General features: G+C 75.1%; 20 protein-coding genes. 7 read left to right on the top strand and 13 right to left on the bottom strand.

The features are described 5' to 3' along the window. Nucleotides 1-90 precede the first annotated feature (90 nt). Nucleotides 91-1,278: a MalY/PatB family protein gene (locus EDD33_RS12080; RefSeq protein ID WP_246003491.1), complete on the top strand. Its 1,188-nt coding sequence runs from the start codon at nt 91-93 to the stop codon at nt 1,276-1,278. Here EDD33_RS12080 and EDD33_RS12075 read toward each other — a convergent pair. The 3 genes from EDD33_RS12075 to EDD33_RS12065 all read right to left on the bottom strand — a co-directional run bounded on the left by EDD33_RS12075 (nt 1,268) and on the right by EDD33_RS12065 (nt 4,217). Beyond that, nucleotides 1,268-2,161: an alpha/beta fold hydrolase gene (locus EDD33_RS12075; RefSeq protein ID WP_123391139.1), complete on the bottom strand. Its 894-nt coding sequence runs from the start codon at nt 2,159-2,161 to the stop codon at nt 1,268-1,270. The two genes, EDD33_RS12080 and EDD33_RS12075, sit on opposite strands and share 11 nt — an antisense overlap. 119 nt (nt 2,162-2,280) lie before the next feature. Then, a complete protein-coding gene (locus EDD33_RS12070) occupies nt 2,281-3,840 on the bottom strand; it encodes an acyl-CoA synthetase (protein ID WP_123391137.1) in 1,560 nt (519 codons plus the stop codon). Nucleotides 3,841-3,923: 83 nt separating this feature from the next. Beyond that, nucleotides 3,924-4,217: a MerR family transcriptional regulator gene (locus EDD33_RS12065; protein ID WP_123391135.1), complete on the bottom strand. Its 294-nt coding sequence runs from the start codon at nt 4,215-4,217 to the stop codon at nt 3,924-3,926. A 117-nt stretch (nt 4,218-4,334) separates the two neighbouring features. On the opposite strand from EDD33_RS12065, the gene EDD33_RS12060 reads away from it, so the two are divergent. After that, nucleotides 4,335-4,763, top strand: coding sequence for an Hsp20/alpha crystallin family protein (locus EDD33_RS12060; RefSeq protein WP_123391133.1), 429 nt, complete (start codon nt 4,335-4,337; stop codon nt 4,761-4,763). 79 nt (nt 4,764-4,842) lie between these two features. Next, nucleotides 4,843-6,390, top strand: coding sequence for a hypothetical protein (locus tag EDD33_RS12055; protein WP_123391131.1), 1,548 nt, complete (start codon nt 4,843-4,845; stop codon nt 6,388-6,390). A gap of 55 nt (nt 6,391-6,445) precedes the next feature. Here EDD33_RS12055 and EDD33_RS12050 read toward each other — a convergent pair whose 3' ends face one another. Beyond that, nucleotides 6,446-7,309, bottom strand: a complete 864-nt coding sequence (locus EDD33_RS12050; protein ID WP_123391129.1) for an SDR family oxidoreductase — start codon at nt 7,307-7,309, stop codon at nt 6,446-6,448. A 44-nt stretch (nt 7,310-7,353) separates the two neighbouring features. Between EDD33_RS12050 and EDD33_RS20345 the strand changes: the two genes are divergently transcribed. Together EDD33_RS20345 and EDD33_RS20340 are read left to right on the top strand one after the other, a co-directional pair. Next, nucleotides 7,354-8,631 (top strand): acyl-CoA dehydrogenase family protein, encoded by a 1,278-nt coding sequence (locus EDD33_RS20345; RefSeq protein WP_211332528.1) that lies wholly within the window; start codon nt 7,354-7,356, stop codon nt 8,629-8,631. Next, nucleotides 8,628-9,410: a crotonase/enoyl-CoA hydratase family protein gene (locus tag EDD33_RS20340; RefSeq protein ID WP_211332527.1), complete on the top strand. Its 783-nt coding sequence runs from the start codon at nt 8,628-8,630 to the stop codon at nt 9,408-9,410. The genes EDD33_RS20345 and EDD33_RS20340 overlap by 4 nt, the downstream gene beginning before the upstream one ends. 34 nt (nt 9,411-9,444) lie before the next feature. Here the strand turns inward: EDD33_RS20340 and EDD33_RS12040 are convergent, their stop codons facing one another. From EDD33_RS12040 to EDD33_RS12000, 9 genes are all read right to left on the bottom strand, one after another. Continuing rightward, a complete protein-coding gene (locus EDD33_RS12040; protein WP_170169798.1) occupies nt 9,445-10,950 on the bottom strand; it encodes a serine/threonine-protein kinase in 1,506 nt (501 codons plus the stop codon). 100 nt (nt 10,951-11,050) lie between these two features. After that, the gene (locus EDD33_RS12035) at nt 11,051-11,326 is read right to left on the bottom strand and encodes a hypothetical protein (protein ID WP_148077068.1); all 276 of its coding nucleotides are present in this window, start codon (nt 11,324-11,326) and stop codon (nt 11,051-11,053) included. A 48-nt stretch (nt 11,327-11,374) separates the two neighbouring features. Then, nucleotides 11,375-11,623, bottom strand: coding sequence for a hypothetical protein (locus tag EDD33_RS12030; RefSeq protein WP_123391123.1), 249 nt, complete (start codon nt 11,621-11,623; stop codon nt 11,375-11,377). A 27-nt stretch (nt 11,624-11,650) separates the two neighbouring features. Beyond that, entirely contained in the window at nt 11,651-12,544 is an 894-nt protein-coding gene (locus EDD33_RS12025; RefSeq protein WP_211332526.1) for a glycosyltransferase family 2 protein, read from the bottom strand. Then, on the bottom strand, nt 12,541-13,593 hold the full coding sequence (locus tag EDD33_RS12020) for a glycosyltransferase (protein WP_123391121.1): 1,053 nt from the start codon (nt 13,591-13,593) through the stop codon (nt 12,541-12,543). Before EDD33_RS12020 ends, EDD33_RS12025 begins: the two co-directional genes overlap by 4 nt. Continuing rightward, entirely contained in the window at nt 13,590-14,663 is a 1,074-nt protein-coding gene (locus tag EDD33_RS12015) for a glycosyltransferase (protein ID WP_123391119.1), read from the bottom strand. The genes EDD33_RS12020 and EDD33_RS12015 overlap by 4 nt, the downstream gene beginning before the upstream one ends. Beyond that, nucleotides 14,660-15,811: a glycosyltransferase gene (locus EDD33_RS12010; RefSeq protein ID WP_123391117.1), complete on the bottom strand. Its 1,152-nt coding sequence runs from the start codon at nt 15,809-15,811 to the stop codon at nt 14,660-14,662. The genes EDD33_RS12015 and EDD33_RS12010 overlap by 4 nt, the downstream gene beginning before the upstream one ends. A 162-nt stretch (nt 15,812-15,973) precedes the next feature. Further along, entirely contained in the window at nt 15,974-16,843 is an 870-nt protein-coding gene (locus EDD33_RS12005; RefSeq protein WP_123391115.1) for a crotonase/enoyl-CoA hydratase family protein, read from the bottom strand. Between the two features lie 14 nt (nt 16,844-16,857). After that, a complete protein-coding gene (locus tag EDD33_RS12000; RefSeq protein ID WP_246003490.1) occupies nt 16,858-18,123 on the bottom strand; it encodes an LCP family protein in 1,266 nt (421 codons plus the stop codon). A gap of 163 nt (nt 18,124-18,286) precedes the next feature. Here EDD33_RS12000 and EDD33_RS11995 point away from each other — a divergent pair, with 163 nt between their 5' ends. Together EDD33_RS11995 and EDD33_RS20555 are read left to right on the top strand one after the other, a co-directional pair. After that, nucleotides 18,287-19,762 (top strand): LCP family protein, encoded by a 1,476-nt coding sequence (locus EDD33_RS11995; RefSeq protein ID WP_123391113.1) that lies wholly within the window; start codon nt 18,287-18,289, stop codon nt 19,760-19,762. Between the two features lie 56 nt (nt 19,763-19,818). After that, nucleotides 19,819-21,627 carry a glycosyltransferase gene (locus tag EDD33_RS20555; RefSeq protein WP_246003489.1) on the top strand — a complete coding sequence of 603 codons (1,809 nt, stop codon included), beginning with the start codon at nt 19,819-19,821 and terminating at the stop codon, nt 21,625-21,627. The last annotated feature ends 37 nt before the right edge of the window (nt 21,628-21,664 follow it).

The raw sequence follows: 21,664 nt of genomic DNA, 5'->3' as shown, positions 1-21,664 counted from the left end.
CCAGCGTGTCCGACGACGTGGGTCGGTTCAACGGCAGGGCGACGCCGGGCCGGCGCGCTAGCGTCATCACCCCCGTGCGGAGGAGGACCCGTGGACCCGTTCGACGCGCTGACCCTGGAGCAGCTGCGCACCCGCCAGAGCATCAAGTGGCACCGGTTCGACGCCGACGTGCTGCCGCTGTGGGTCGCGGAGATGGACGTGCGGCTCGCCGACCCCGTCCGCGAGGTGCTGGAGCGGGCGGTGCGCGACGGTGACACCGGCTACCCCGGCGCCACGCCGTACGCCGAGGCGCTGGCCGCGTTCGCCGAGCGGCGCTGGGGCTGGTCGGGGCTCGACCCCGCCCGCACCGCGCTGGTCGCCGACGTGATGACCGGGGTGGCCGAGGCGGTGCGGCTGGTGACGGTGCCGGGGTCGACCGTGGTGGTGAGCCCGCCGGTCTACCCACCGTTCTTCGGCTACCTCGAGGACGTCGGGCGCGAGGTGCTCGAGGCGCCGCTGGGCGCCGACGGCCGGCTCGACCTCGACGCGCTGGCCGAGGCGTTCGCGCGGGCCACCGCCGGGGGCCGGGGTGCGGCGTACCTGCTCTGCTCGCCGCACAACCCGACCGGCGTCGTGCACACGGCCGCGGAGCTGACCGCGCTGGCCGACCTGGCGCGGACCTCGGGCGTGCGGGTCGTGGCCGACGAGATCCACGCCCCGCTGGTGCTCGACGGCCCGGGCTTCGTGCCGTGGCTCTCGGTCGACCCGGCCGGGCTCGCGGTGACCTCGGCGTCGAAGGCGTGGAACCTCGCGGGCCTCAAGGCCGCGGTGCTGGTGGCCGGGCCCGACGCGGCGGACGCCCTGGCCCGGCTGCCCGAGGTCGCCACCCAGCGGCCGAGCCACCTCGGCGTCCTCGGGCACACCGCCGCCCTCCAGCACGGCGGACCCTGGCTCGACGACGTCCTGGTGGCGCTGCGGGCCCGGCGCGACCTGCTGGGCACGTTGCTCGCCGAGCACCTCCCGCAGGTCGGCTGGACGCCGCCGCGGGCGACCTTCCTGGCCTGGCTCGACTGCTCCGGACTGGGCCTGACGGGGGTGTACGCCGACACGCCGGCGCCGCGGGGGGTGATGAACGCCGACGCGGGCCCGGCGAGGGCGTTCCTCGAGCGCTCCCGGGTCGGGCTGGCCGCCGGCACCGCGTTCGGCGTCGGCGGCCTCGACCACGTCCGGCTGACCCTCGCGACCAGCACGGAGGTGCTGACCGAGGCCGTCACCCGGATGGCGCGGGTCAGCGGCTGAGGCCCTCCAGCCGATCGGCGATCCAGCCGACGACGTCGGCCTCGACCTCGTCGCGGTTGGTCTCGTTGAACACCTCGTGGCGGGCCTCGGGGTAGGTGAGCAGGGTGACGTCACCCAGCCCGGCAGCGGTGTAGCGGGACACCAGGGCGTTGACCAGCGCCAGGTCGCCGCCGACCGGGTCGTGGGTGCCGACGGCGACCAGCACGGGCAGGGTGTCCGGGACCGCGGCCACGGCGTCGGGGTCGGACATCCGGCGGGCGGCCACGAACATCTGCTTGCCGCCCTCGCCGTCGAGCCCGAAGCCGCACAGCGGGTCGGCGACGTAGGCGTCCACCTGACCCTCGTCACGGCTGAGCCAGTCGTAGTCGGTGCGCGCCGGCGCGAACGGCGCGTTGAACATCGACAGGTCGAGCGGCGCGTCGAGGTCGAGCGCCGGCTCCAGCAGGTCGATGACGGCGGTGCCGGTGAGCACGACGGCGTCGGGGTCGTCGCCGTGGTCGAGCAGGTGCTGCTGCGTGGCGAAGGACCCCATCGAGTGCCCGAGCAGCACGTGCGGCAGCCCCGGGTGCGCCTCGCGGGCCAGGTCGCCCAGCCGCCCGACGTCGCGCACCAGCTCGGTCCACCCGTCGGCGCCGATCACGCCCGGCTCGGTCCCGGCCCGCCGTACGGTCGCCCCGTGGCCGCGGTGGTCCTGGCCGTAGACGACCCAGCCGCGGGCGGTGAGCTGCGCGGCCAGGTGGTCGTAGCGGCGTACGTGCTCACCCATGCCGTGGGTCAGCCGCACCACCGCCGTCGGCTCCCCGTCGGGGTCCCAGCGGTAGGCCTGCACGGTCACGCCGCCCGCGCTGGGCAGGTCGATCGGGGTGGGCTCGGGCTGCGTCATACGGGCTCCTGAGGTTGATCGGACAAAGCGGATGTCGAACGGGTGGAAACTGCCCGCGCGTGACCGGTATGTGGCTTCTGGCGGGCAGTTTCACCGGCTGGCCGGTGAAACTGCCCCCCTCACACGTACTGCTCCCGCACCCTCCGCTTCACCAACTTGCCGGTGGGGGTGCGGGGGAGGGAGTCGACGAAGTCGACGGTGCGGGGGGCCTTGAGGTGGGCGATGCGCTCCCGGACGTAGCCGATCAGCTCCTCGGCGAGCTCGGGTCCGGGCGTGACGCCCTCGGCGGGCTGGACGACCGCCTTCACGACCTCGCCCATGTCGTCGTCGGGGACGCCGATCACCGCCACGTCATGGACGGCGGGGTGGAGGGTGAGGACGTCCTCGACCTCCTGGGGATAGATGTTCGCGCCGCCCGAGATGATCATGAATGCCTTGCGGTCGGTGAGGTAGACGAAGCCGTCCTCGTCGAGCCGGCCGATGTCGCCGGTGGTGGCCCAGGTGTCGTGCCGCGGGTGCTGCGCGGCGCGGGTGGCGTCGGGGTCGTGGTGGTAGACGAACGGCATCTGCTCGCGCTCGAAGTAGATCAGCCCCACCTCGCCGGTCGGCACCTCGTCCTGGTCGGGCGTGGACTCGTCGCACACGTGCACCACGCCCAGACCGGCCCTGCCGACGGTGCCGGGACGCTCGAGCCAGTCCTGCGGCCCGACGAGGGTGACGCCCGCGGCCTCGGTGGCGGCGTAGTACTCGTGCAGGACCGGGCCCCACCAGTCCATCATCCGCTGCTTGACCTCGACCGGGCACGGCGCGGCGGCGTGGATCGCGACGCGCATCGAGGACACGTCGTACGACGCCCGCACCTCCTCGGGCAGCTTGAGCATGCGCACGAACATCGTCGGCACCCACTGGCTGTGCGTCACCCGGTGCTCCTGCACCAGCGCCAGCGCCCGCTCGGCGTCGAAGCGCGACATCACCACCACGGTGCCGCCGGTGGCGGTGATCATGCCGACGAACCGCAGGGGAGCGGCGTGGTAGAGCGGTGCGGGGGAGAGGTAGACGGTGTCGCCGTCGAAGCCGTACAGCTTCGCGAACACCGCCAGCAGCAGGTCGCCGGGCTCGTCGACCTGCCGGTCGGGCAGGCTCGGCCGGATCGCCTTGGGGTGACCGGTGGTGCCGGAGGAGTAGAGCATGTCGGCGCCGGCCGGCTGGTCGTCGTACGGCACGGGGGAGGCGGCGGCCAGGGTCGTCTCGTAGTCCTCGAAGCCCTCGACCTCGCCGTCGAAGGCCAGCCGCAGCTCCAGGCCCGGCGCCGCCTCCGCGAGCGCGATCGCCCGCTCGCGCTGACCGGCGCCGGCCACGAGGACCCGGGCGCCGCAGTCGCGCAGGACGTAGACGAGCTCCTCCGTGGACAGGTGGTGGTTGAGGGCGGTGACGTAGAGCCCGCTGCGCAGCGCCGCCCAGTAGACCTCGTGGTAGCGCAGCGAGTTGTCCGAGAGCAGCGCCACGTCGTCGCCGACGGCCATCCCGGCGAACCCGGCCGTGCCCTCCCCGTCGCGCAGCACGTGCGCGAGCCGGACCGAGCGGTCCTCGAGCTCGCCGTAGGTCAGGGTCTCGCCGGTGTCGGCCATCACCAGCGCGACCTTGTCGGGGGTGGCGGCGGCGTGGGTGCCCGGGAACACATGTCCTCCTGCGGGGGTACGACGGGCCGCCACTGTGACCGACGCCACGCGCGGCGGCAACCCTCGGCGGCACGGCCGTCGCGCTACCGGTCCTGCCGTCGGGCGAGCAGGCGGGCGCGCAGCCGCGCGTTCTCGGCCTCGAGGTCGAGCACACGGGCGATGCCGACCAGGTTGAGGCCCTCGGCCAGGAGGTCGCGGATGCGGTGCAGCGTGTCGATGTCCGCGGCGCTGTAGAGGCGCGTCCCACCGTCGGTGCGCTCGGGCCGCAGCAGGCCGCGGCGCTCGTAGACGCGGAGGTTCTGCACCTGCATCGCGACCATCTCCGCCGCCACGGAGATCGCGTAGACGCCGCGGTGCCGTGCGGCGGGACGGGTCACGGGGCCTCCTGGGGAAAGTCCGTCGACGGGCTTGAAACCCGCTGTCGGACGATCTATAAAACCTGTATCAGACAGTACAGGTTGTCGAGACGGCCTGACGACTCCGAGGAGGAAGAAATGTTGCTGCGCACCACCGACCCGTTCCGTGACCTCGACCGCCTCGCCCAGCAGATGATGGGCACGGCGACCCGACCCGCGGCGATGCCGATGGACGCCTGGCGCGAGGGTGACCGGTTCGTGATCGAGTTCGACCTGCCGGGCGTCTCCCGCGAGACCATCGACCTCGACGTCGAGCGCAACGTGCTGACCGTCCGGGCCGAGCGGCTGCCGCGCAACGGCGACTGGGAGATGCTGACCTCCGAGCGCAGCCGCGGCATGTTCAGCCGCCAGCTCGTGCTGGGGGACAACCTCGACCTCGACCGGATCCAGGCCGACTACGCCGACGGGGTGCTCCGGCTGGTGGTCCCGGTCGCGGAGCGGGCCAAGCCGCGCAAGATCCAGGTGGGGGCCGGGTCGTCCCAGGAGCACCACCAGCTCCACGGGTAATCCGAAAACCACCCAATTCGGGCGCCGATTCTCGTACGGTGGTCCGGAAAGGCGCCGTCGCCCGACGGTGGAGACGGACATGGGTGCACACCGGCGACGCGCGACCACCTGGCGCGTCCTCGCGGGAGCCACGACGGCCGCCCTGCTGCTCGGCGGGTGCGGGGCGAAGGAGGCGGAGCCGCAGGCGGCCGAGCTGCCTGCGGCCCCGCCGTCCTCGACGCCCGTCGCCGAGGAGCAGCCCGTCGAGATCGTCGGTGCCGCCGACCCCGAGGCGTTCTCGGTCGGGGAGCCCCGGTCCGCGCCCGAGCCCGGCGGTGGGCTCTACCCCGTCTCCGAGGTCTACCCCGTCCGCCACGACGGCCCGCTCGGCTCGCCGGCGCTGGTGCGGGTGCAGCTCGACAACGCCGTGCCGCGCGGCACCCCGGTCTTCGTGATCAGCCGCGGCACGGCCGAGCAGCCGTGGAGCTACCTCGAGGGCGACCTCGACCCCGGACGACGTCACGTGGAGTTCATCGCCTCCGAGGTCGGCGAGGTCGGCGTGCTGGCGATGGACCGTCGTGCCGTGCTCGCCGCGGTCCGTGACGACCTGGCCGGCGTCCCCGCGCTGCCGGCCCCCGAGGCCACCTCGACCTCCTGCGTGGGGGCCGACGCGGCCCGCGAGGACGGCTACGGCGCCCGGTCCTGGAAGCGCAGCACGCTCGCCTGGTGCTTCGGTGACCTCGGCGAGGGTCGCACCCTGCGGGTGACCAACACCCGCAGCGTCCCGGTCCGGGTCAGCGTGCCCGGCACCGAGGCGCCCGAGACCACCGGCTCCAGCCCCGAGGGCACCCCGTGGGACGCCTGGTCTGCCGCGGTCGACGCCGGGAGTGGCGCCTGGCTGGCGCCCGGCCGCTCCGCGTCGTACGACGTCGAGCTGGACCCGGGCAGCGCGCTGCTGGCCACCGCCCGCGACGACGCCCGGGGCCGGTCGGTCCAGGCGCTGCGCTCGCTCTCGACCACCCTGTCCGCCCGGCTGCGCGCCTTCGGCGTCGAAGGGGCGCCGACGGCGCGCAAGCTCTTCGCCGACCTGCTGGCCGAGCGGGCCTGCACCCGCGCGTTCGGCAAGGACGCCGCGGCCCTCGTCGGGTCCTGCGCCGGCGAGGACGCCCTGGGCACCCTGGTGCCCGCCGCCGGCGTGCTGCTGGCACCGGTCCTCGACGCCCCCGTGCTCCGCAGCACCCTGGCCGCCGAGCTCGACCGGCTCGCCCAGGAGGCGGCCGGTGTCGAGCAGCGCATCGAGGTCAGCCGCGACGAGCCCACCTTCGAGGGCCTCGTGGGCACCTACCGCGGTCCGCGCCGCAGCCTCGTGGTGAGCGAGGCCGGGCTGGTCACCGAGCGGCTGGCCGGGCCGAAGGGCCCGGTCATCGACCTGACCTACCAGCTCGCCGACGCCACCGGCACCGCGGCGCGGCGGGGTGCGACCGCCACGCTGACCGCGGTGGAGGTGACCGACCCGAAGATGATCAGCGGCGCGGTGCCGAAAGTCGGCATGACGGGCAGGTTCGCCCTCGAGAAGGGCGTCGTCAGCCCGCCGTTCCTGGGCACGACCTACTGCACCACCGAGGCCGCAAAACGCTGCGCCGGCTGAGGTCGGCGGGCCCGGTCGTGAGCCGGCTGCCGGTCAGGCGTCGGTCAGCCGTCGGTCACTCCGCGGCGGCGAGGACGGCGGCGAGGTCCAGCGGGGGGCGTCCGGTGAGCCGCTCCACGTGGTCGGTGACCTGCTCGAGCTCACCGGCCGCGATGGCGGTGTAGGTGCTGACCCACGCGTCGTACTGCCACTGCGGCGCGTCCCAGGCACGGCGCGAGGCGTAGGCCTCCGCCACGGTCTCGTCCTCGAAGCGCACCTCGCGGCCCTGGGCGCGGCCGATGACGACCGCGGCCTCGGCCAGGGTGATCGCCTCCGGCCCGGTCAGGTCGTACGACGCCCCGGCGTGCGCGTCGGGGTCGGCCAGCACCGCTGCCGCCACCCGGGCGACGTCCTCGCGGGCGACCGCCGCCACCCGGCCCTCGCCCGCGGGGCCGCGCAGCACACCCTCCTCGCCGGCGAAGAGCGGCAGCACGTCGAGGTAGAAGTTGTCACGCAGGAACGTCGTGGTCATGCCCGACGCCCGCAGGTGCTCCTCGGTGGCGAAGTGGTCCCGCCCCAGGGTGAAGGTGCAGGTGGGGGAGGCTCCGACGAAGGAGGTGTAGACGACGTGGCGCACGCCGGCCTCGGCGGCGGCGTCGACGAAGGCGCGGTGCTGGTCGAGCCGGTCGGCGCTCTCGGAGCCCGAGACCATCAGCAGCGTCTCGATGCCGTGCAGCGCGGCGAGGCAGGAGTCGCGGTCGGCGTACCCCGTGAACCGGACCGGGATCCCGCCCTCGACCGGGGCGACGCGGGCGGGGTCGCGGGCCAGCAGCCGGGCGGCGACGCCGCGCTCGCCCAGCAGTGCGGAGACGCGGCCGCCGAGCGCGCCGGTGACGCCGGTCAGGGCGAGGGTGGGTCCGGTGACGGGAGCAGGAGTCATGGGCCCATGGTGCACCCCAGGGGGCAGGGGGTTGGATGGGCGCCATGGCAGCTGCGACGAGCCCCCGCTCCCTCGGGTCCACCCTGTACGACGCCTACCCCGCTCCCTCGGAGCAGGCAGTGGCGCTGCACGCCGAGCTCGTGGACTTCATGGAGACCGAGGTGTTCCCGGCCGAGGCGGCCTACGACGCCTACCGCGAGCAGGTCGGTCCCGAGGACCACACCGTGCCGCCGGTCGTCGAGGAGCTGAAGAAGAAGGCGCGGTCGCGCGGGCTGTGGAACCTGTTCCTGCCCTCGGAGTCGGGACTGACCCAGCTGGAGTACGCCGCGATGGCCGAGCTGTCCGGGTGGAGCAACGAGCTCGCGCCCGAGGCGATGAACTGCCAGGCGCCCGACACCGGCAACATGGAGCTGCTCCACCTCATCGGCACCGAGGAGCAGCAGCGCCAGTGGCTCGACCCGCTGCTGCGCGGCGAGATCCGCTCCGCCTTCGCGATGACCGAGCCGGCCGTGGCCAGCTCCGACGCCACCAACATCGCGACCCGGATCGTGCGCGACGGCGACGACTACGTCGTCAACGGCACCAAGTGGTGGAGCAGCGGCGCGGCCGATCCCCGCTGCTCGCTGCTGATCACCATGGGCAAGACCGACCCCGAGGCCGCCACCCACCGCCAGCAGTCGATGATCATCGTCGCCGCCGACACCCCCGGGGTCTCGATCAAGCGGTCCTACCCGGTCTTCGGCCGCCAGGACCAGCACGGCCACTGCGTCGTGGAGTTCCACGACGTCCGGGTGCCGGCGACCAACCTGCTCGGCGAGGAGGGTGGCGGGTTCGCCGCCGCCCAGGCCCGGCTCGGCCCGGGGCGCATCCACCACGTGATGCGGGCGCTGGGCGCCGGCGAGCGTGCGCTGCAGATGATGGTCGAGCGCACCCAGGAGCGGGTCGCGTTCGGCCGGCCGCTGGCCGAGCAGTCCTCGGTGCGCGAGCGGATCGCGGAGTCGCGGATCCAGCTCGAGCAGGCGCGGGCGCTGTGCCACCGGGCGGCGTACGTCATCGACAGCCAGGGCAACAAGGCCGCCCGCCACCTCATCGCCGCCGCCAAGGTCGCGGTGCCGCGGGCGGTCAACGACGTCATCGACCGCGCCATCCAGGTGCACGGCGGCGCCGGCATCTCCGACGCGACGCCGCTGGCGATGATGTACGGCTGGCACCGCGCGATGCGCATCTTCGACGGCCCCGACGAGGTGCACCTGACCTCCCTGGCGCGTGCCGAGCTCGGCGCCGAGCCGCTGTTCACGCTGCCCAAGCCGCACTTCACGTGAGCCCGGTCGGCGGCCGCCCCGCTCCGGTCCGCACCGAGGTCCGTGACCAGACGCTGGTCATCACCCTCGACCGGCCCGAGGCCCGCAACGCCGTCGATGCGGCGGTCGCCGCCGGGGTGGCCGAGGCGCTCGACCACCTCGACGCCACCGCGGAGCTGCGCGTCGGCGTGCTCACCGGCGCGGGTGGCACGTTCTGCTCCGGGATGGACCTCAAGGCGTTCCTCGCCGGCGAGTCCCCGATGGTGGAGGGGCGCGGCCTGGCCGGGCTGACGCAGCGGGCGCCCGAGAAGCCGCTGATCGCGGCGGTGGAGGGCTGGGCGCTGGCCGGCGGGTTCGAGATCGCGCTGGCCTGCGACCTGGTGGTCGCGGCCGAGGACGCCCGGTTCGGCGTGCCCGAGGTCAAGCGCGGCCTGGTCGCCGCGGCCGGTGCCGCGCTGCGGCTGCCCGAGCTGCTGCCGCTGCCGATCGCGCTGGAGCTGCTGCTCACCGGCGACCCCGTCGACGCCCGCCGCGCTGCCGACCTCGGCCTGGTCAACCGGGTGGTCCCGACCGGCCTGGCGCTCGAGGCGGCGCTGGAGCTGGCGGCCCGGATCGCCGCCAACGGACCGCTCGCGGTCGCCGCGTCGCGGCGCATCGCACGCGCGTCCCGCGGCTGGAGCAACGAGGAGCAGTGGCAGCGCCAGGAGGAGGTCACGCTGCCGGTCCTCCTCAGCGAGGACGCCCAGGAGGGCCCGCGCGCGTTCGCCGAGAAGCGGGCGCCGCGCTGGCAGGGCCGCTAGCCCGTCCGGCCCAGTCCGAGCGCGGCCCGACCGCTCAGCCGGCGGGGGTGAAGCCCTCGGAGCGCTCGCCGTCGATGCGGTAGGTGCCGTCGTCGAAGGCCAGGTCGAGCACGGTGGGCCCGGGGCCGTTGTCGAAGTTCTCGAACCGCACCTGGTAGCTGACGCTGAGGTTCTCGGGGTTGGCGCGGATGCTGAGCACCCGCCCCGACGTGGCGCGGTCCCAGAAGGCGCGGTAGCGCTGGATGCCGCCGCTCTCGCGCTGGAACTTCGGCGTCAACATCGTCCAGGCGGCGTCGGGGTCCTCGGCGACCGTCGCGACGTAGCTGCGGATGAAGTCCTCCATGCCGGCGGCCGTGGGCCCGGCCGGCGACTCCGAGGGGGACGGGGACGGCGAGGGGGACGCCGACGGGCTCGCCGAGGCCGTGGACGAGGCGCTGGGGTCCGAGGCCGCCGGCTTCTCGTCACCGCCGTCGCCGAGCAGCGGCAGCAGCAGCACGGCGAGCAGGACGAGGGCGAGCAGGGCGGCGACGCCGAGCAGCAGCACCCGGCGGCGCCGGGGGTCCCGTTCGTCGGCCCGTTCGTCGGCCCGTTGGTCGGCCCGTCCGCCGGCCCGTCCGTCGTCGGCGCTGGGGCCCGTGGCGACCGGTGCGGGTGCTGCCACGGCCGGGCTGATCCGCTGGGTGGGCTCGTCGGCCGGGGAGAGGGGCGCGGTGGCCGGGGGAGCGGTGGCGGGCGGGGCCGGCGTGGCGTCGCGTCCCGCGGCGAGGTAGTCGCGCACCTGCGCCATCGACCAGCGCTGCCCCGGGTCGCGGACCATGGTGCCGGCCAGGACGGGCGCCAGCCAGCCCGCCTCCTCGAGGCGTGGCGGCTCCTCGTGGACGATCCGGTAGAGCGTGCCGAGCACGTTGTCGCCGGAGTCGTAGGGCTTGCGGCCCGCCAGCACGTGCCACGCGGTGGCGCCGAGCGACCAGACGTCGGCCGCGGCGCCGCCGCCGGTGCCGGTGGCGATCTCCGGGGCGAGGTAGGCCGGCGAACCGGTCACCATGCCGGTCTGGGTCAGCGACGGGTCGCTGGCGACACGGGCGATCCCGAAGTCCGCCAGCTTGGCGACACGTCCGTGCTCGAGCAGCACGTTGGACGGCTTGACGTCGCGGTGGGCGATGCCGGCCGCGTGGGCGGCGACCAGCGCGTCCGCGACCTGCCACAGCAGCGGGGCGGCCTCGTCGGGCGAGAGCCGCCCGCGCTCACGGACCAGGGCGTCGAGGGTCGGCCCCTCGACGTACTCCATGACCAGCCAGCGGGCGCCGCTGTCGCCGTCGACCACGACGTCGTAGACCAGCACGACGTGGGGGTGGTGCAGCTGGGCGCTGAGCCGTGCCTCCCGCTCGGCGCGGGCCAGGTCGGTGGAGTCGGCGCCGGGCAGCAGCCCGATGCGCTTGAGCGCCACGCGCCGGCCGAGGGTCTCGTCACGGCCGAGCCACACCGCGCCGGAGCCGCCACGGCCGACCTCGCGCTCCAGCGAGTACCTGCCTGCGATCACGGTGGTCCTTCGGTGCTGCGACGTCACGAGAGGGACATCGTAGGGGCGCGGCGCGGCCGCTCGCGGGGCGGTGGCGGCCCGGGGAGGGAAGGGCCCGGGGTCAGGAGTAGCGGTGGCTCTTGGCCGCGTGCCCCGCCTCGCGGGTGCAGGTGCGGCCGCTCATGTTGCGGTGGCCGCACAGCTCCTCGGCCGCTCCCTCGGCGGGCGGCTGGGCCGCGGACGCGGCCTTGGCGGCCCGGGAGGCGCGGGGCGCCGCGGCCTCGGGGGGTGCGACGGGCGGGGTGGCCCGTCGGGCCGCCGGGCGGGTGCCCGCGCGGGCGGCGTTCTGCTCGTAGCGCGCCTCGCGCATCGCGCGCAGGTTGTCCATCTTGCTCATCGTCGGCTCACCGGGTGAGCCTACGGGTCCGGTCCGACAGTCCGGCGCTCAGCCGAACCAGGTGCGCCGCACGACCCCGTCGTCGTCGTGCTCGAGGTTGAGCCGGCCGTCGACGTGGTCCATCGTGAGCAGGTCGTCGGGGCGGTGGGCCCGCACCCGCCATCCGTGCCGCTCGCCGAGCGGACCGGCCTCCTCGACCGGACGACCGACCAGGTCGGCGGCGGCGTCCTCGGCGGACCGGTCCGGCTCCCCGGACGGGTCGGCCTGCTCGGACGGGTCGGCGGGGGGCGGCGTCATCGGGCCACCCTGCCCCACGGGACGGGGCTACGTCGCGCGGCTGTCCACGCGGCTGTCGGGGCGGCTGTCGGGACGGTCGTCCCGGGCCAGCCGCCAGCCGTCGCCCTCGCGCTCGACCAGGCCGCGCTCCTCGAAGGCCTCCAGCCAGCCCGACATCGGCCACCAGCCCCAGCGGTCGGCGAAGACCGCGCCGTTGCGCACCACGGCCTCGAGGTGCTGCACCGGGGGCGAGGACGTCGGGTGGTGCTGGTGGTAGGCCCGGGCGTCGCCGAGCCAGCCGTGCTCGAGCCCGCGGTCGACGACGAGCATCCCGAAGTCGGTGTCCTCGCCGCCGTACCCGACGTAGTCCTCGCAGAAGCCGCCGGTGGCCGTCCAGGCCCGGGCGGAGAGGGCGAAGGACAGCGACCAGAACAGCTCGGGCGGTGCGCCCAGCAGCCGCTGCCCGGGGGGCGGCATCGCCCGGGCGGGGTGGGGCGAGTCGAGCGTCCACGGCGTCGCGAGCTGCTCCTCGTCGAGGCCCTCGGGCAGGTAGGTCACCGGCCCCGACCACACCACGTCGGGGTCGTCGGTCACCGCGGCGTCGTAGGCCGACACCAGGTGGGGCCCGGCCAGGCAGTCGACGTCGAGGAAGACCAGCACCCGCGCCCCGGCCGCCAGGGCGCGCTCGGCGCCGGCGTTGCGGGCCGCCGCGAGCGGCAGCCCGCGCGGGTCGGCGTCGAGGTGCACCACGGTGGGGCGGACCCCGTCGCGCGGGGCGAAGTCGGCCAGGCCCGGGTCGTCCATCGCGACCACGACCCACTGCGCGGGCCGCACGGTGCCGCGCGAGAGCGACCGCTGCTGCCGGGCGAGGTGCTCGCGCCGGCCGCGCACGAGGGTGATCACGGCGACGTCCCCGGCGGTGGCGCGGGCGGGCGGGGTCACGGGAGCGCCACCTCGGCGACGACCTCGGCGACGCGGGCGGGGGCCTCGGGGTCCACCCAGCCCCGCCAGGCCTCGCCGTCCAGGGCGGCCGCCGCGTCGAGCGTCTCCTCGCGCAGCGCCTCGACGCCGGAGGCGGCCACGACGACGGGCCAGCGGCCGGCGGCCAGCACGCGGGCGGTGGCGTGCTGCTCGTCGTACGGACGGGGGAGGGGGACCACGACCGCGGGTCGCCGCAGCGCGGCGACGTCGGCGAGCGAGCCCAGACCGGCCTGGGCGACCACGAGCCCCGCGGAGGCGATCACGTCGGCGGGGTCCTGGACCCAGGTGCCACCGCCCCCGAGCACGGTCCAGCGCCAGCGGGGCAGCCGGCGACCCAGGTCGGCGGCCGTCTCCTCGGTCAGCTGCCCACCGCCGCGCCCCTGCAGCACCACGGCGTGGCCGGGCTCGGGCGCCGGGCGCCCGGGTCCCGCGTCGGGTCCCGCGTCCGGGCCCGCGTCGGGGCCGGTGGTGGTGAGCCGGGAGATGGCGCCGACCGGCCGCACCCGGTCGCGGACGTCGACCGGCAGGCGGGGGGTGAAGCCGCCGGCGACCACGCGCTCGGCGTCGGCAGGCCAGGGGGCGACGAGCGCGGAGGCGGAGCGGTACGCCGCGACGTGCGCGTCGTCGGCCCGGTGGCCGGGCTGCACCACCGTGACCGTGGGGACGCCGTGCAGCCGCACCAGCCAGGCCACCTCGGCCGAGACGTCGACGACGAAGGCCCGGGGCCGGGCCCGGGCCAGCCACCCGGAGACCGCCGCCTGCCGGGCCAGCAGCCCGGCGTCGCCGCGGGGCGCCCAGTGCAGCGAGCCACCGGCCGTCGGGTCGAGGGCGACCGCGGGGTCGGTGACGTCCTCCAGCGGCAGCCGCACCCAGGGCCCCGGCCAGTCGCGCGGCCGCTCGGCGGACGAGAGCCCGGTGACCTCCCCGCCCTGTGCCACCCAGGCGCGGGCGACGGCCAGCGCGCGGTGCAGGTGGCCGCTGCCCTGGTGGTGGACGTAGTAGCCGATCACGCCGCGTCCCTCACCCCGGAGAGCCAGCGGTAGGTCTCCTCGTAGCGGTCCACCATGACCTCGACGTCGAAGTGCTCCACGGCCCGCCGGCGCGCGGCCGCGCGGTCGAGCACCATGGCCTCGCGGATCGCCAGCGCCAGCGAGGCGGTGTCGCCGCCGACGGCCAGCCGGCCGCAGTCGGGCGTGACGATCTCGGGCAGCGCGCCCCGGGCGTACGCCGCGACGGGCGTCCCGCTCGCCAGCGCCTCGGCGGCCACCAGCCCGAACGGCTCGTCCCAGGCGGGCGTGACCACGGCGACGCCGGCCTCGCCGACCAGCCGTCGCAGCGGCTCCCCGGCGAGGTGCCCGAGGTAGCGCACTCCCGCGCCGAGCCGAGGCTCCACCTCGCGTGCGAAGTACGCCGGGTCGTGGGCCGGTCCGACCAGGTCGAGCGGCACCCCGGCCAGCCGCGCGGCCTCGATCGCCTCGTGGGGGGCCTTCTCGGCCACCAGCCGGCCGGACCACACCGCGCGGGGGCCGCCGGGTCCGGGCCGCCACGCGGCGGTGTCGATGCCGTTGGGGATGGTCTCGGCCGTGACGACGTGGTCCCAGGAGCGGGCCAGGTGGTCGCTGACCGCGACGTAGTGGGCGTTGCTGGCGGCGAACTCGGCCGCCGACTCCAGCCATGCGATCGGCGGGGTGTGCAGCGTGGTGAGCAGCGGTGCCGGCAGCGTGCGGCTCATCGCGATCGGCAGGTGGTGGAGGCTGTTGTTGTGCACCACGTCGACGTGGCCGTGGTCGCCGCGCGCGAGCGAGAGCATCAGGTCGAGGTAGGCGTGGTGCTCGGCCATCCACTGCTCGGGTCGACCGCCCACGTCGGAGCGCGCGGCCTCGCTGCTCGAGAACGGCGCGACCTGCAGCGTGGTCGCCTCCAGGGCGGGGTCGCTGCCCGGCCCGGCGAAGACCAGCACCTCGTGGCCGCGCCGCTTCAGCGCGGCGGCGAGCGAGTGGGTGTGGGCCTCCAGGCCGCCCATGAACGGCTCGGCCACCGGGAAGCGCGAGGAGGCGATCAGGCAGATGCGCAGCGTCATGAGGCGTGCCCGGCGTGCCCGTAGACCTCCCGGTGCGCCGCGGCCACGGCCGCGCGCTGCCGACGTCGGTCCGCGACCGTGACCGGGGCGACCGGGCCCGCGGCGTGGGCCGCCCGGACGGCCGCCACCAGCGAGTCGGCGTCGAACCGGTCCTCGTCGAGGTCGAAGGAGTGCACCGCCCCCTGCTCGGCGTAGAAGCCGCAGGTCGGGGCGACCACCGCGGTGCCGAGGTCGCGACAGGCCTCGAGCCAGCCCGAGTGGGTGCCGAAGCGGTAGGCCAGCACCGACGCGTCGAGGCCGTGGAGGTAGTCCCAGAGCTCGGCGTCGGTGAGGTAGTCGTGCACGTGCAGCTCGATGGCGCCGGCGGCGTCCAGCCGTCGCAGCTCGGCGGCCAGCGCCGGGTCGTGGCGCTCGTGGCCGCCCTCCAGCACGTCGCGGTGGCCGTTGACCTGCAGCACCGCGTCGGGCAGCGCCGCCACGGCCTCGACGAGCACGGGGAGCACGACCTCGGGGGCCAGGCTGGCGCGCAGGCTCTTGACGTGGAGCCCGATCCGGAACGGGCCCGCCGGGCGCGGGCGGGCGGCGTACGACGCCATGGTGTCGAGCTCGACGACGTGCGGGTGGGGGATCACGGTCGCGCGGCGGCCGTAGCGGCGCTCGATCTCCGCGGCGGCGCCGTGCGTCAGCGTCACGACCTCGTCGGCGTGGGCCAGCAGCACCCGCAGCTGGGCGTCGTGGAGCGCGGGGTCGGTGTGGTGGGGGTTGCGCAGGTCGTGGACGGTGTGGACCAGCCGGGCGCCGCGGGCGTGCACCGCCTCCGCCACCGCCTCCAGCCGCGCCGGCTCCCAGGAGTCGAACCCGAACTGCACGTGGAAGACGTCGAGGTCGGCCTGCGCGACCCACTCCGGGGACAGCATCACGGGCGGCCACCACCGCTGCGTCGTGGTGCGGGTGGGGTCGTCGGGGTCCGGGTCGGCCAGCCGTACGACGCCGTCGGGCTGCTCGTCCGCCACGTGCCGGACGTAGACGTGCGAACCGGGCACCGAGGCGACGACGGTGGTCGCCCCGTCGGCTCGCGGGCTGGGGGACGTCGTACGCACCGGCCGGGGGGTGGTGGCCGGGGAGGACGTCGTGGGTACGACGGACATGCTGGCCCCATACCCGTCCGCATCCCGGACAGTCGACCCCGAAGGGGTGAAATCCGATGGGGCGGCCCCCGGGGGCCTGTCAAGGGGGCTCGACGACCCCTCGGGGACCGGGTCCGGCTGGTCGAGGTGGGTCGCCGGGCCCGTCACGGGCCCCGGCCGTCGTCAGAGGATCTCGGGCAGCTCGCTCGCGCGGCCGGTGAACTCCGGGGCGCGCTTTGCCAGGAAGGCGGCGACGCCCTCCTTGCCGTCGCCGGTGGAGGCGTGCCACATCGCCAGGCTGTCGGCGCGGTGGGACTCGACCGGGTGGTCGAAGCCCGCGCCGGCGGTGAGCAGCCGCTTGGCGAGACCGAGCGCGACGGGGGAGCGGCCGACCACGAACGAGCGGGCCAGCTCCTGCGCGGCGCCGAGGAGGTCGTCGGGCTCGTGGACCGAGCGGAGCAGGCGGCCCTCGAGCGCCTGCTCGGCGGTGAGCACGTCGGCGGCGTACACCCACTCCAGGGCCTGCTGCAGCCCCACGATGCGCGGCAGGAACCAGGACGAGGCGGCCTCGGGCACGATGCCGAGGCGGCCGAAGACGAAGCCGATCCGGGCCTTCGTCGAGGCCATCCGGATGTCCATCGCCAGCGTCATGGTGGCGCCGATGCCGACCGCGGGGCCGTTGATCGCCGCGATGACCGGCTTGGGGAGCTCGTGGATCGCCAGCGTCACCTTGCCACCGGTGTCGCGCACGCCCGATTGGAACGGCTCCTCGGTGAGGTGGTCGCGCAGGTCGGCCGGCGTGGGCGTCACGGTCTCGTCGAGGCCGAAGACGTTGCCCTCGGCCGACAGGTCCATCCCGGCGCAGAAGGCGCGGCCGGCGCCGGTGACCACGACGGCGCGCACGGCGTCGTCGGCCGCGGTGACGCGGAAGAACTCCTCGAGCTCGCGGGCCATGGTGACCGTGAAGGAGTTCAGCGCGTCGGGACGGTCGAGGGTGAGGGTGCCCACCCCGTCGTCGTCGAGCGACCAGGACAGGGTCTCGAATCCACTCATGACCCCAGCGTTCCCTAGTCGACCCCGGCCAACCCGGTCGGGGTGCACAGGTCCTCCGGGATGTCGCCGGTGCGGTCCTCCTTGACGTAGGCCAGCAGCGCCAGCGCGCGCTCGCGGTCCCAGTTGACCTCTTGGTCGGCGATCGGCATGCCGCAGGTGAGGCCGTCGGTGCCGTTGACGCGGGTCATCGCGAGCCCGAAGCGGGCCAGGGCGACCGGGCCGGTGCCCTCGCTGATGCGCAGCGAGGAGGTCGCGGCCTGGTTGACGCGGAAGTAGCGCACCGGGTTGAGGAACGTCCACGGCGACTTGACCTCGGCGCCGATCGCGCTGACCACCTCGCGCTGGCGGCGAGCGCGGTCGAGGTCGCCGTACCGGCTGACGTAGCGCGAGCGGGAGTAGCCCAGCGCCGTGACGCCGTCGACCTCCTGGCAGCCCTTGCGGATCCGCAGGTTGGCCTTGGGGTCCACCATCCGCTCCCGCGGGCAGACCGTGATGCCGCCGACGGCGTCGACCGCGTTGACGAAGCCGCCGAAGCCGATCTCCACGTAGTCGTCGACCCGGACCCCGGTGTTCTCCTCGATCGTCTGCACGAGCAGCTCCGGGCCACCGCGGGCGAAGGCGGAGTTGATCTTGGTGCGCCCGGCCCCGGGCACGTTGACGAGCGAGTCCCGGGGGATGGAGAGCAGCATCGAGGGGCCCGCGCCGGTGTGCAGCAGCATGATCGTGTCGGTGCGCTGCCCGACGTCGCCGACCCCGCCGGTGCCGAGCCGGCGGTTCTCCGCCTCGCTCAGCCCCTTGCGGCTGTCGGAGCCCACCAGCAGGTAGGTGCGCCCGGGCTGCTGGTCGGGACGCTCGGCGTCGGGGGCGATGTCGACCTTGTCGATGCGTCCCACGGCCCAGATCGGCACCACGAGCAGGAACACCAGCCAGGCGACGAGCACCAGCAGCACGATGCGACCCCAGCGGCGTCGCCGACGCGGACGTCGGGGGCGGCCGCCGCCGGTCTCGCGCGGGGGCTGCACGATCCTGCGGGGCGGCTCGCCGCCACCCGCACGCTCGCGCGGCTCCGGGCGCTCGCGGGGGATCGCGGTGGTGCGCTCCTCCTGCACCGGTCGGCCCGTACGCCGGTCCAGCCGGGGGATCATCCGGGTGGGCTCGGGATCGCCGGCACCGGGACGACCGGAGCCGCCGGGACGGTCGTCGGAGCTGCCGTAGAGCCAGCCGTACTGCGAGTCGTCGTCGTCCGGGCGCCGTCCTGACCCGCCTCCACCTTCTGGCATGCGCCGACGCTACCGCGCAGGACGGCCCCGACCGGCGCGCCGGACCGGTCCCCGGCGGGTCGGCTGGTGATACTGGTCCGCACCCTCCACGAGCAGCGAGCGGTGCCCCCAACGCGATCCCCCGACCACCCTCGCCCGCGACCACACCGGAGAGGCCTTCCCCATGGCGTCAGTCCTGACCGAACCACCTCGCGCCACCCCGCGCGGCAACGGTGGCGGTGGTCCCGGCCGCCGCCCGCACCACTTCCGCCGCGCGCTGGTGCTGATGCTGATGACCCTCGTGGCGCCGGGATCGGCGCAGCTGGTCGCCGGCAGCAAGCGGGTCGGTCGGGTGGCGCTGCGCGTGTGGGTCGGCCTGTGGGCGACCGCGCTGCTGCTGTTCGGCCTCGGGCTGGTGTTCGACTCCTTCGTGTTCTGGCTGCTCAGCAGCCCGCCCGTCCTCGGGGCGCTGCGGGTGGTGCTGATGGTGCTGGCCGTGGGCTGGGCGCTGCTGCTCGTCGACGCCTGGCGGCTCGGCGACCCGCTCTCGCTGCGCCGCAAGCAGCGGCTGGCGATGGTCGGCATCAACGGCGTGCTGTGCTTCGGCGTCGCGGGCTCGTTGCTGTTCGCCTCCCACGTCGTGGGCGTGCAGCGCGACCTGGTGAGCACGATGTTCGCCGACGGCACCACCATCGGTGCCCACGACGGGCGCTACAACGTGATGCTGCTCGGCGGCGACTCCGGCGCCGACCGCTGGGGGATGCGCCCGGACTCGATCTCCGTGGCCAGCATCGACGCGGAGACCGGCGAGACCGTGCTGTTCGGGCTGCCCCGCAACATGCTGAACTTCCCGTTCCCCGAGGGCTCGGTGATGCACGAGCAGTTCCCCGACGGCTACGACTGCGGCCCCGAGTGCGAGCTCAACTCGCTGGCCACCTGGGCCGCCGACCACGAGTCCCTCTTCGAGGGGTACGCCGACCCGGGGGTCGAGGCGACCAAGGAGGGTGTCGAGGGCATCACCGGGCTCGACATCAACTACTACGCGATGGTCAACCTGCAGGGCTTCGAGAAGCTCGTCGACGCCGTCGGCGGGGTCGAGCTGACCGTCCGGGACCGGATCCCGATCGGCGGCATCGGTGCCCCCGTGACCGGCTACGTCGAGCCCGGCACGCGCACGCTGTCCGGCTTCGAGACGCTGTGGTTCGCCCGGTCGCGGGTCGCGGCCGACGACTACTCCCGGATGGCCCGCCAGAAGTGCGTGATGAACGCGATGCTGCACCAGCTCAGCCCGCGCACCGTGGTCACCAACTTCGAGAGCATCGCCGAGGCCGGCGAGGCACTGATCACCACCGACATCCCGCAGGGCGACGTGGACCGGTTCATGAGGCTCGCGCTCCAGGCCCGCAGCCAGCCGGTGCGCACCGTCTCCTTCGTGCCGCCGATGATCTCCACCGGCGACCCCGACATCGACAAGATCCACGCCGCCGTCCAGAAGGCGGTCGACCCGCCGGAGAAGTCCCGGGACGACGCCGGGACGACGACCTCCCCGGCCCCCGCGCCCGCGGCCCCGAAGGACACCGGCACCACCGGCGGCTCCCTGGGCAACCTGCGCGAGGGCTACGGTGCCAACCAGGCCGAGGACCTCTCCTCGGCGTGCTGAGCGCCGCGGACGACCCCGCAGGGGGTCCACGGAGGGACACCGGGAGGGACGCGACCGTGACGTCCGTGGTGGCCGTGGTGGTGACGTGGAACCGCCGGGGGCTGCTCGCCGAGTCCCTCGCCGCGGTGCTGGGCCAGACCCACGCGCCCACGGCCGTGGTCGTGGTCGACAACGCCTCCACCGACGGCACCGCCGAGGACCTGGTCGGGCGCGACGACCTCGACGTGGTCTCGCTGAGCCGCAACACCGGGGGCGCCGGTGGGTTCGCCGCCGGCATCGCCCAGGCGCTCACCCACGACCCCGACCTGGTCTGGCTGCTCGACGACGACACGGTCCCGACCGAGACCGCGCTGGCCGAGCTGGTCCGCGTGCACCGCGACCACGCCCCCGGGGCGCCGCGACCGGCGGTGCTGGCCAGCCTCGTGGTGTGGACCGACGGCCGCGACCACCCCATGAACACCCCCCGCCGGCAGCCCGGGGCACCCCGGGCGGTCCGGGACGCGGCGGCGGCGGTCGGTGCGGTGCCGGTGCGCTCGGCCAGCTTCGTCTCGCTGGCCTGCGACGCCACCACGGTCCGCGAGCGGGGGCTCCCGATCGCCGACTACTTCTTGTGGAACGACGACTTCGAGTACTCCACCCGCCTGGTCCGCGGCGGCGTCGGCCTCTACGTCCCCTCCAGCCTGGTGGTCCACAAGACCCGCGTGTTCGGGGCCACCGACGCCGACCCGGGGGAGCGCTTCTTCTTCGAGGTCCGCAACAAGGTGTGGCTGTTCTCCCGCTCCACCGGCCTGGCCCCCCACGAGAAGGCCCTCTACGCCGCCTCGACGCTGCGCCGCTGGACCCGCACCGTCGCCCGGTCACAGGACCGCCCGACGCTGCTGCGCGGGCTGGCCCGTGGCCTGCGGGCCGGCGTCCGCGAGGCGCCCCGGCCCACCGCCTCGGTGCTGCAGGAGGCCGGGTGGGAGGCGCCCGCCGACACCACCGACCCCGCCGCCGGGCGGGTCGGCCCGACCGAGGTCCTGGAGCCCGGGCAGCCGTTCGCCCTGCTGCTGAGCACCTACGGCGGCGACCGGGCCGACTACCTCCGGCTGGCCTTCACCTCCTCGGTGCACGACCAGACCCGTCGGCCCGCCCAGGTGGTGCTCGTCCAGGACGGCCCGGTGCCCGAGGAGCTGGCCGAGGAGATCGCCCACCTGCGCGCGACCAGCCCGGTCCCGGTCACCCACGTCGACATCTCCGACAACATCGGGCTGGGGCCGGCGCTGGACGCCGGGCTGCAAGCCAGCGAGCACGAGATCGTGGCCCGCATGGACGCCGACGACGTCAGCACGCCCGACCGCTTCGCCCGCCAGCTGCCGCTGGTCGAGGCGGGGGCCGACATCGTCGGGTCGGGCCTGTGGGAGTTCGGTTCCGACCCGACCGACGTCGTCGGCCGACGTACGCCGCCCACGGACCCCGACGAGATCCGCCGCGTCATCCGCTTCCGCGACCCCTTCAACCACCCGACGGTCGTCTACCGGCGCAGCGCGGTCCTGGCCGCCGGGGGCTACACCGACATGGCGCTGATGGAGGACTACCTCCTGTTCACCCGGATGGTCACGGCCGGGGCGGTGCCGGCCAACCTGGCCGACCCGCTGGTGCACTACCGCGTCGGGGCCGGCGCCTACGCCCGGCGCGGCGGCTGGCCGCTGCTGCGCTCGGAGGTCGCGCTGCAGCGTCGGCTGCGCGCCCTGGGCCTGACCACCCGCCTGCAGTTCGCCCGCAACGTCGCCGTGCGCGGTGGCTACCGACTGGTGCCGGAGGCCGTGAGAAAGGTCGCCTACCGCCGCCTGTTGGCCAACCGAACCGGCAGCCCCCGCGGCTAGACTCATCCGGTCCTCGCGGCGGAGCCGCGTCCCCCAC

Origin of the sequence: Nocardioides aurantiacus (assembly GCF_003752505.1) — a bacterium.
GTDB classification, from domain to species: Bacteria; Actinomycetota; Actinomycetes; order Propionibacteriales; family Nocardioidaceae; genus Marmoricola; species Marmoricola aurantiacus.
The sequence above is the reverse complement of the archived record's forward strand: the minus strand, read 5'-3'. Positions and strand labels throughout refer to the sequence as shown.

What these genes read in the sequence shown, in the direction of transcription:
- EDD33_RS12075 (WP_123391139.1), bottom strand. Translation starts at nt 2,161, where the DNA reads ATGACGCAGCCCGAGCCCACCCCGATCGACCTGCCCAGCGCGGGCGGC.
- EDD33_RS12060 (WP_123391133.1), top strand. Translation starts at nt 4,335, where the DNA reads ATGTTGCTGCGCACCACCGACCCGTTCCGTGACCTCGACCGCCTCGCC.
- EDD33_RS12055 (WP_123391131.1), top strand. Translation starts at nt 4,843, where the DNA reads ATGGGTGCACACCGGCGACGCGCGACCACCTGGCGCGTCCTCGCGGGA.
- EDD33_RS12050 (WP_123391129.1), bottom strand. Translation starts at nt 7,309, where the DNA reads ATGACTCCTGCTCCCGTCACCGGACCCACCCTCGCCCTGACCGGCGTC.
- EDD33_RS20345 (WP_211332528.1), top strand. Translation starts at nt 7,354, where the DNA reads ATGGCAGCTGCGACGAGCCCCCGCTCCCTCGGGTCCACCCTGTACGAC.
- EDD33_RS12035 (WP_148077068.1), bottom strand. Translation starts at nt 11,326, where the DNA reads ATGAGCAAGATGGACAACCTGCGCGCGATGCGCGAGGCGCGCTACGAG.
- EDD33_RS12030 (WP_123391123.1), bottom strand. Translation starts at nt 11,623, where the DNA reads ATGACGCCGCCCCCCGCCGACCCGTCCGAGCAGGCCGACCCGTCCGGG.
- EDD33_RS12015 (WP_123391119.1), bottom strand. Translation starts at nt 14,663, where the DNA reads ATGACGCTGCGCATCTGCCTGATCGCCTCCTCGCGCTTCCCGGTGGCC.
- EDD33_RS12010 (WP_123391117.1), bottom strand. Translation starts at nt 15,811, where the DNA reads ATGTCCGTCGTACCCACGACGTCCTCCCCGGCCACCACCCCCCGGCCG.
- EDD33_RS12005 (WP_123391115.1), bottom strand. Translation starts at nt 16,843, where the DNA reads ATGAGTGGATTCGAGACCCTGTCCTGGTCGCTCGACGACGACGGGGTG.
- EDD33_RS12000 (WP_246003490.1), bottom strand. Translation starts at nt 18,123, where the DNA reads ATGCCAGAAGGTGGAGGCGGGTCAGGACGGCGCCCGGACGACGACGAC.
- EDD33_RS11995 (WP_123391113.1), top strand. Translation starts at nt 18,287, where the DNA reads ATGGCGTCAGTCCTGACCGAACCACCTCGCGCCACCCCGCGCGGCAAC.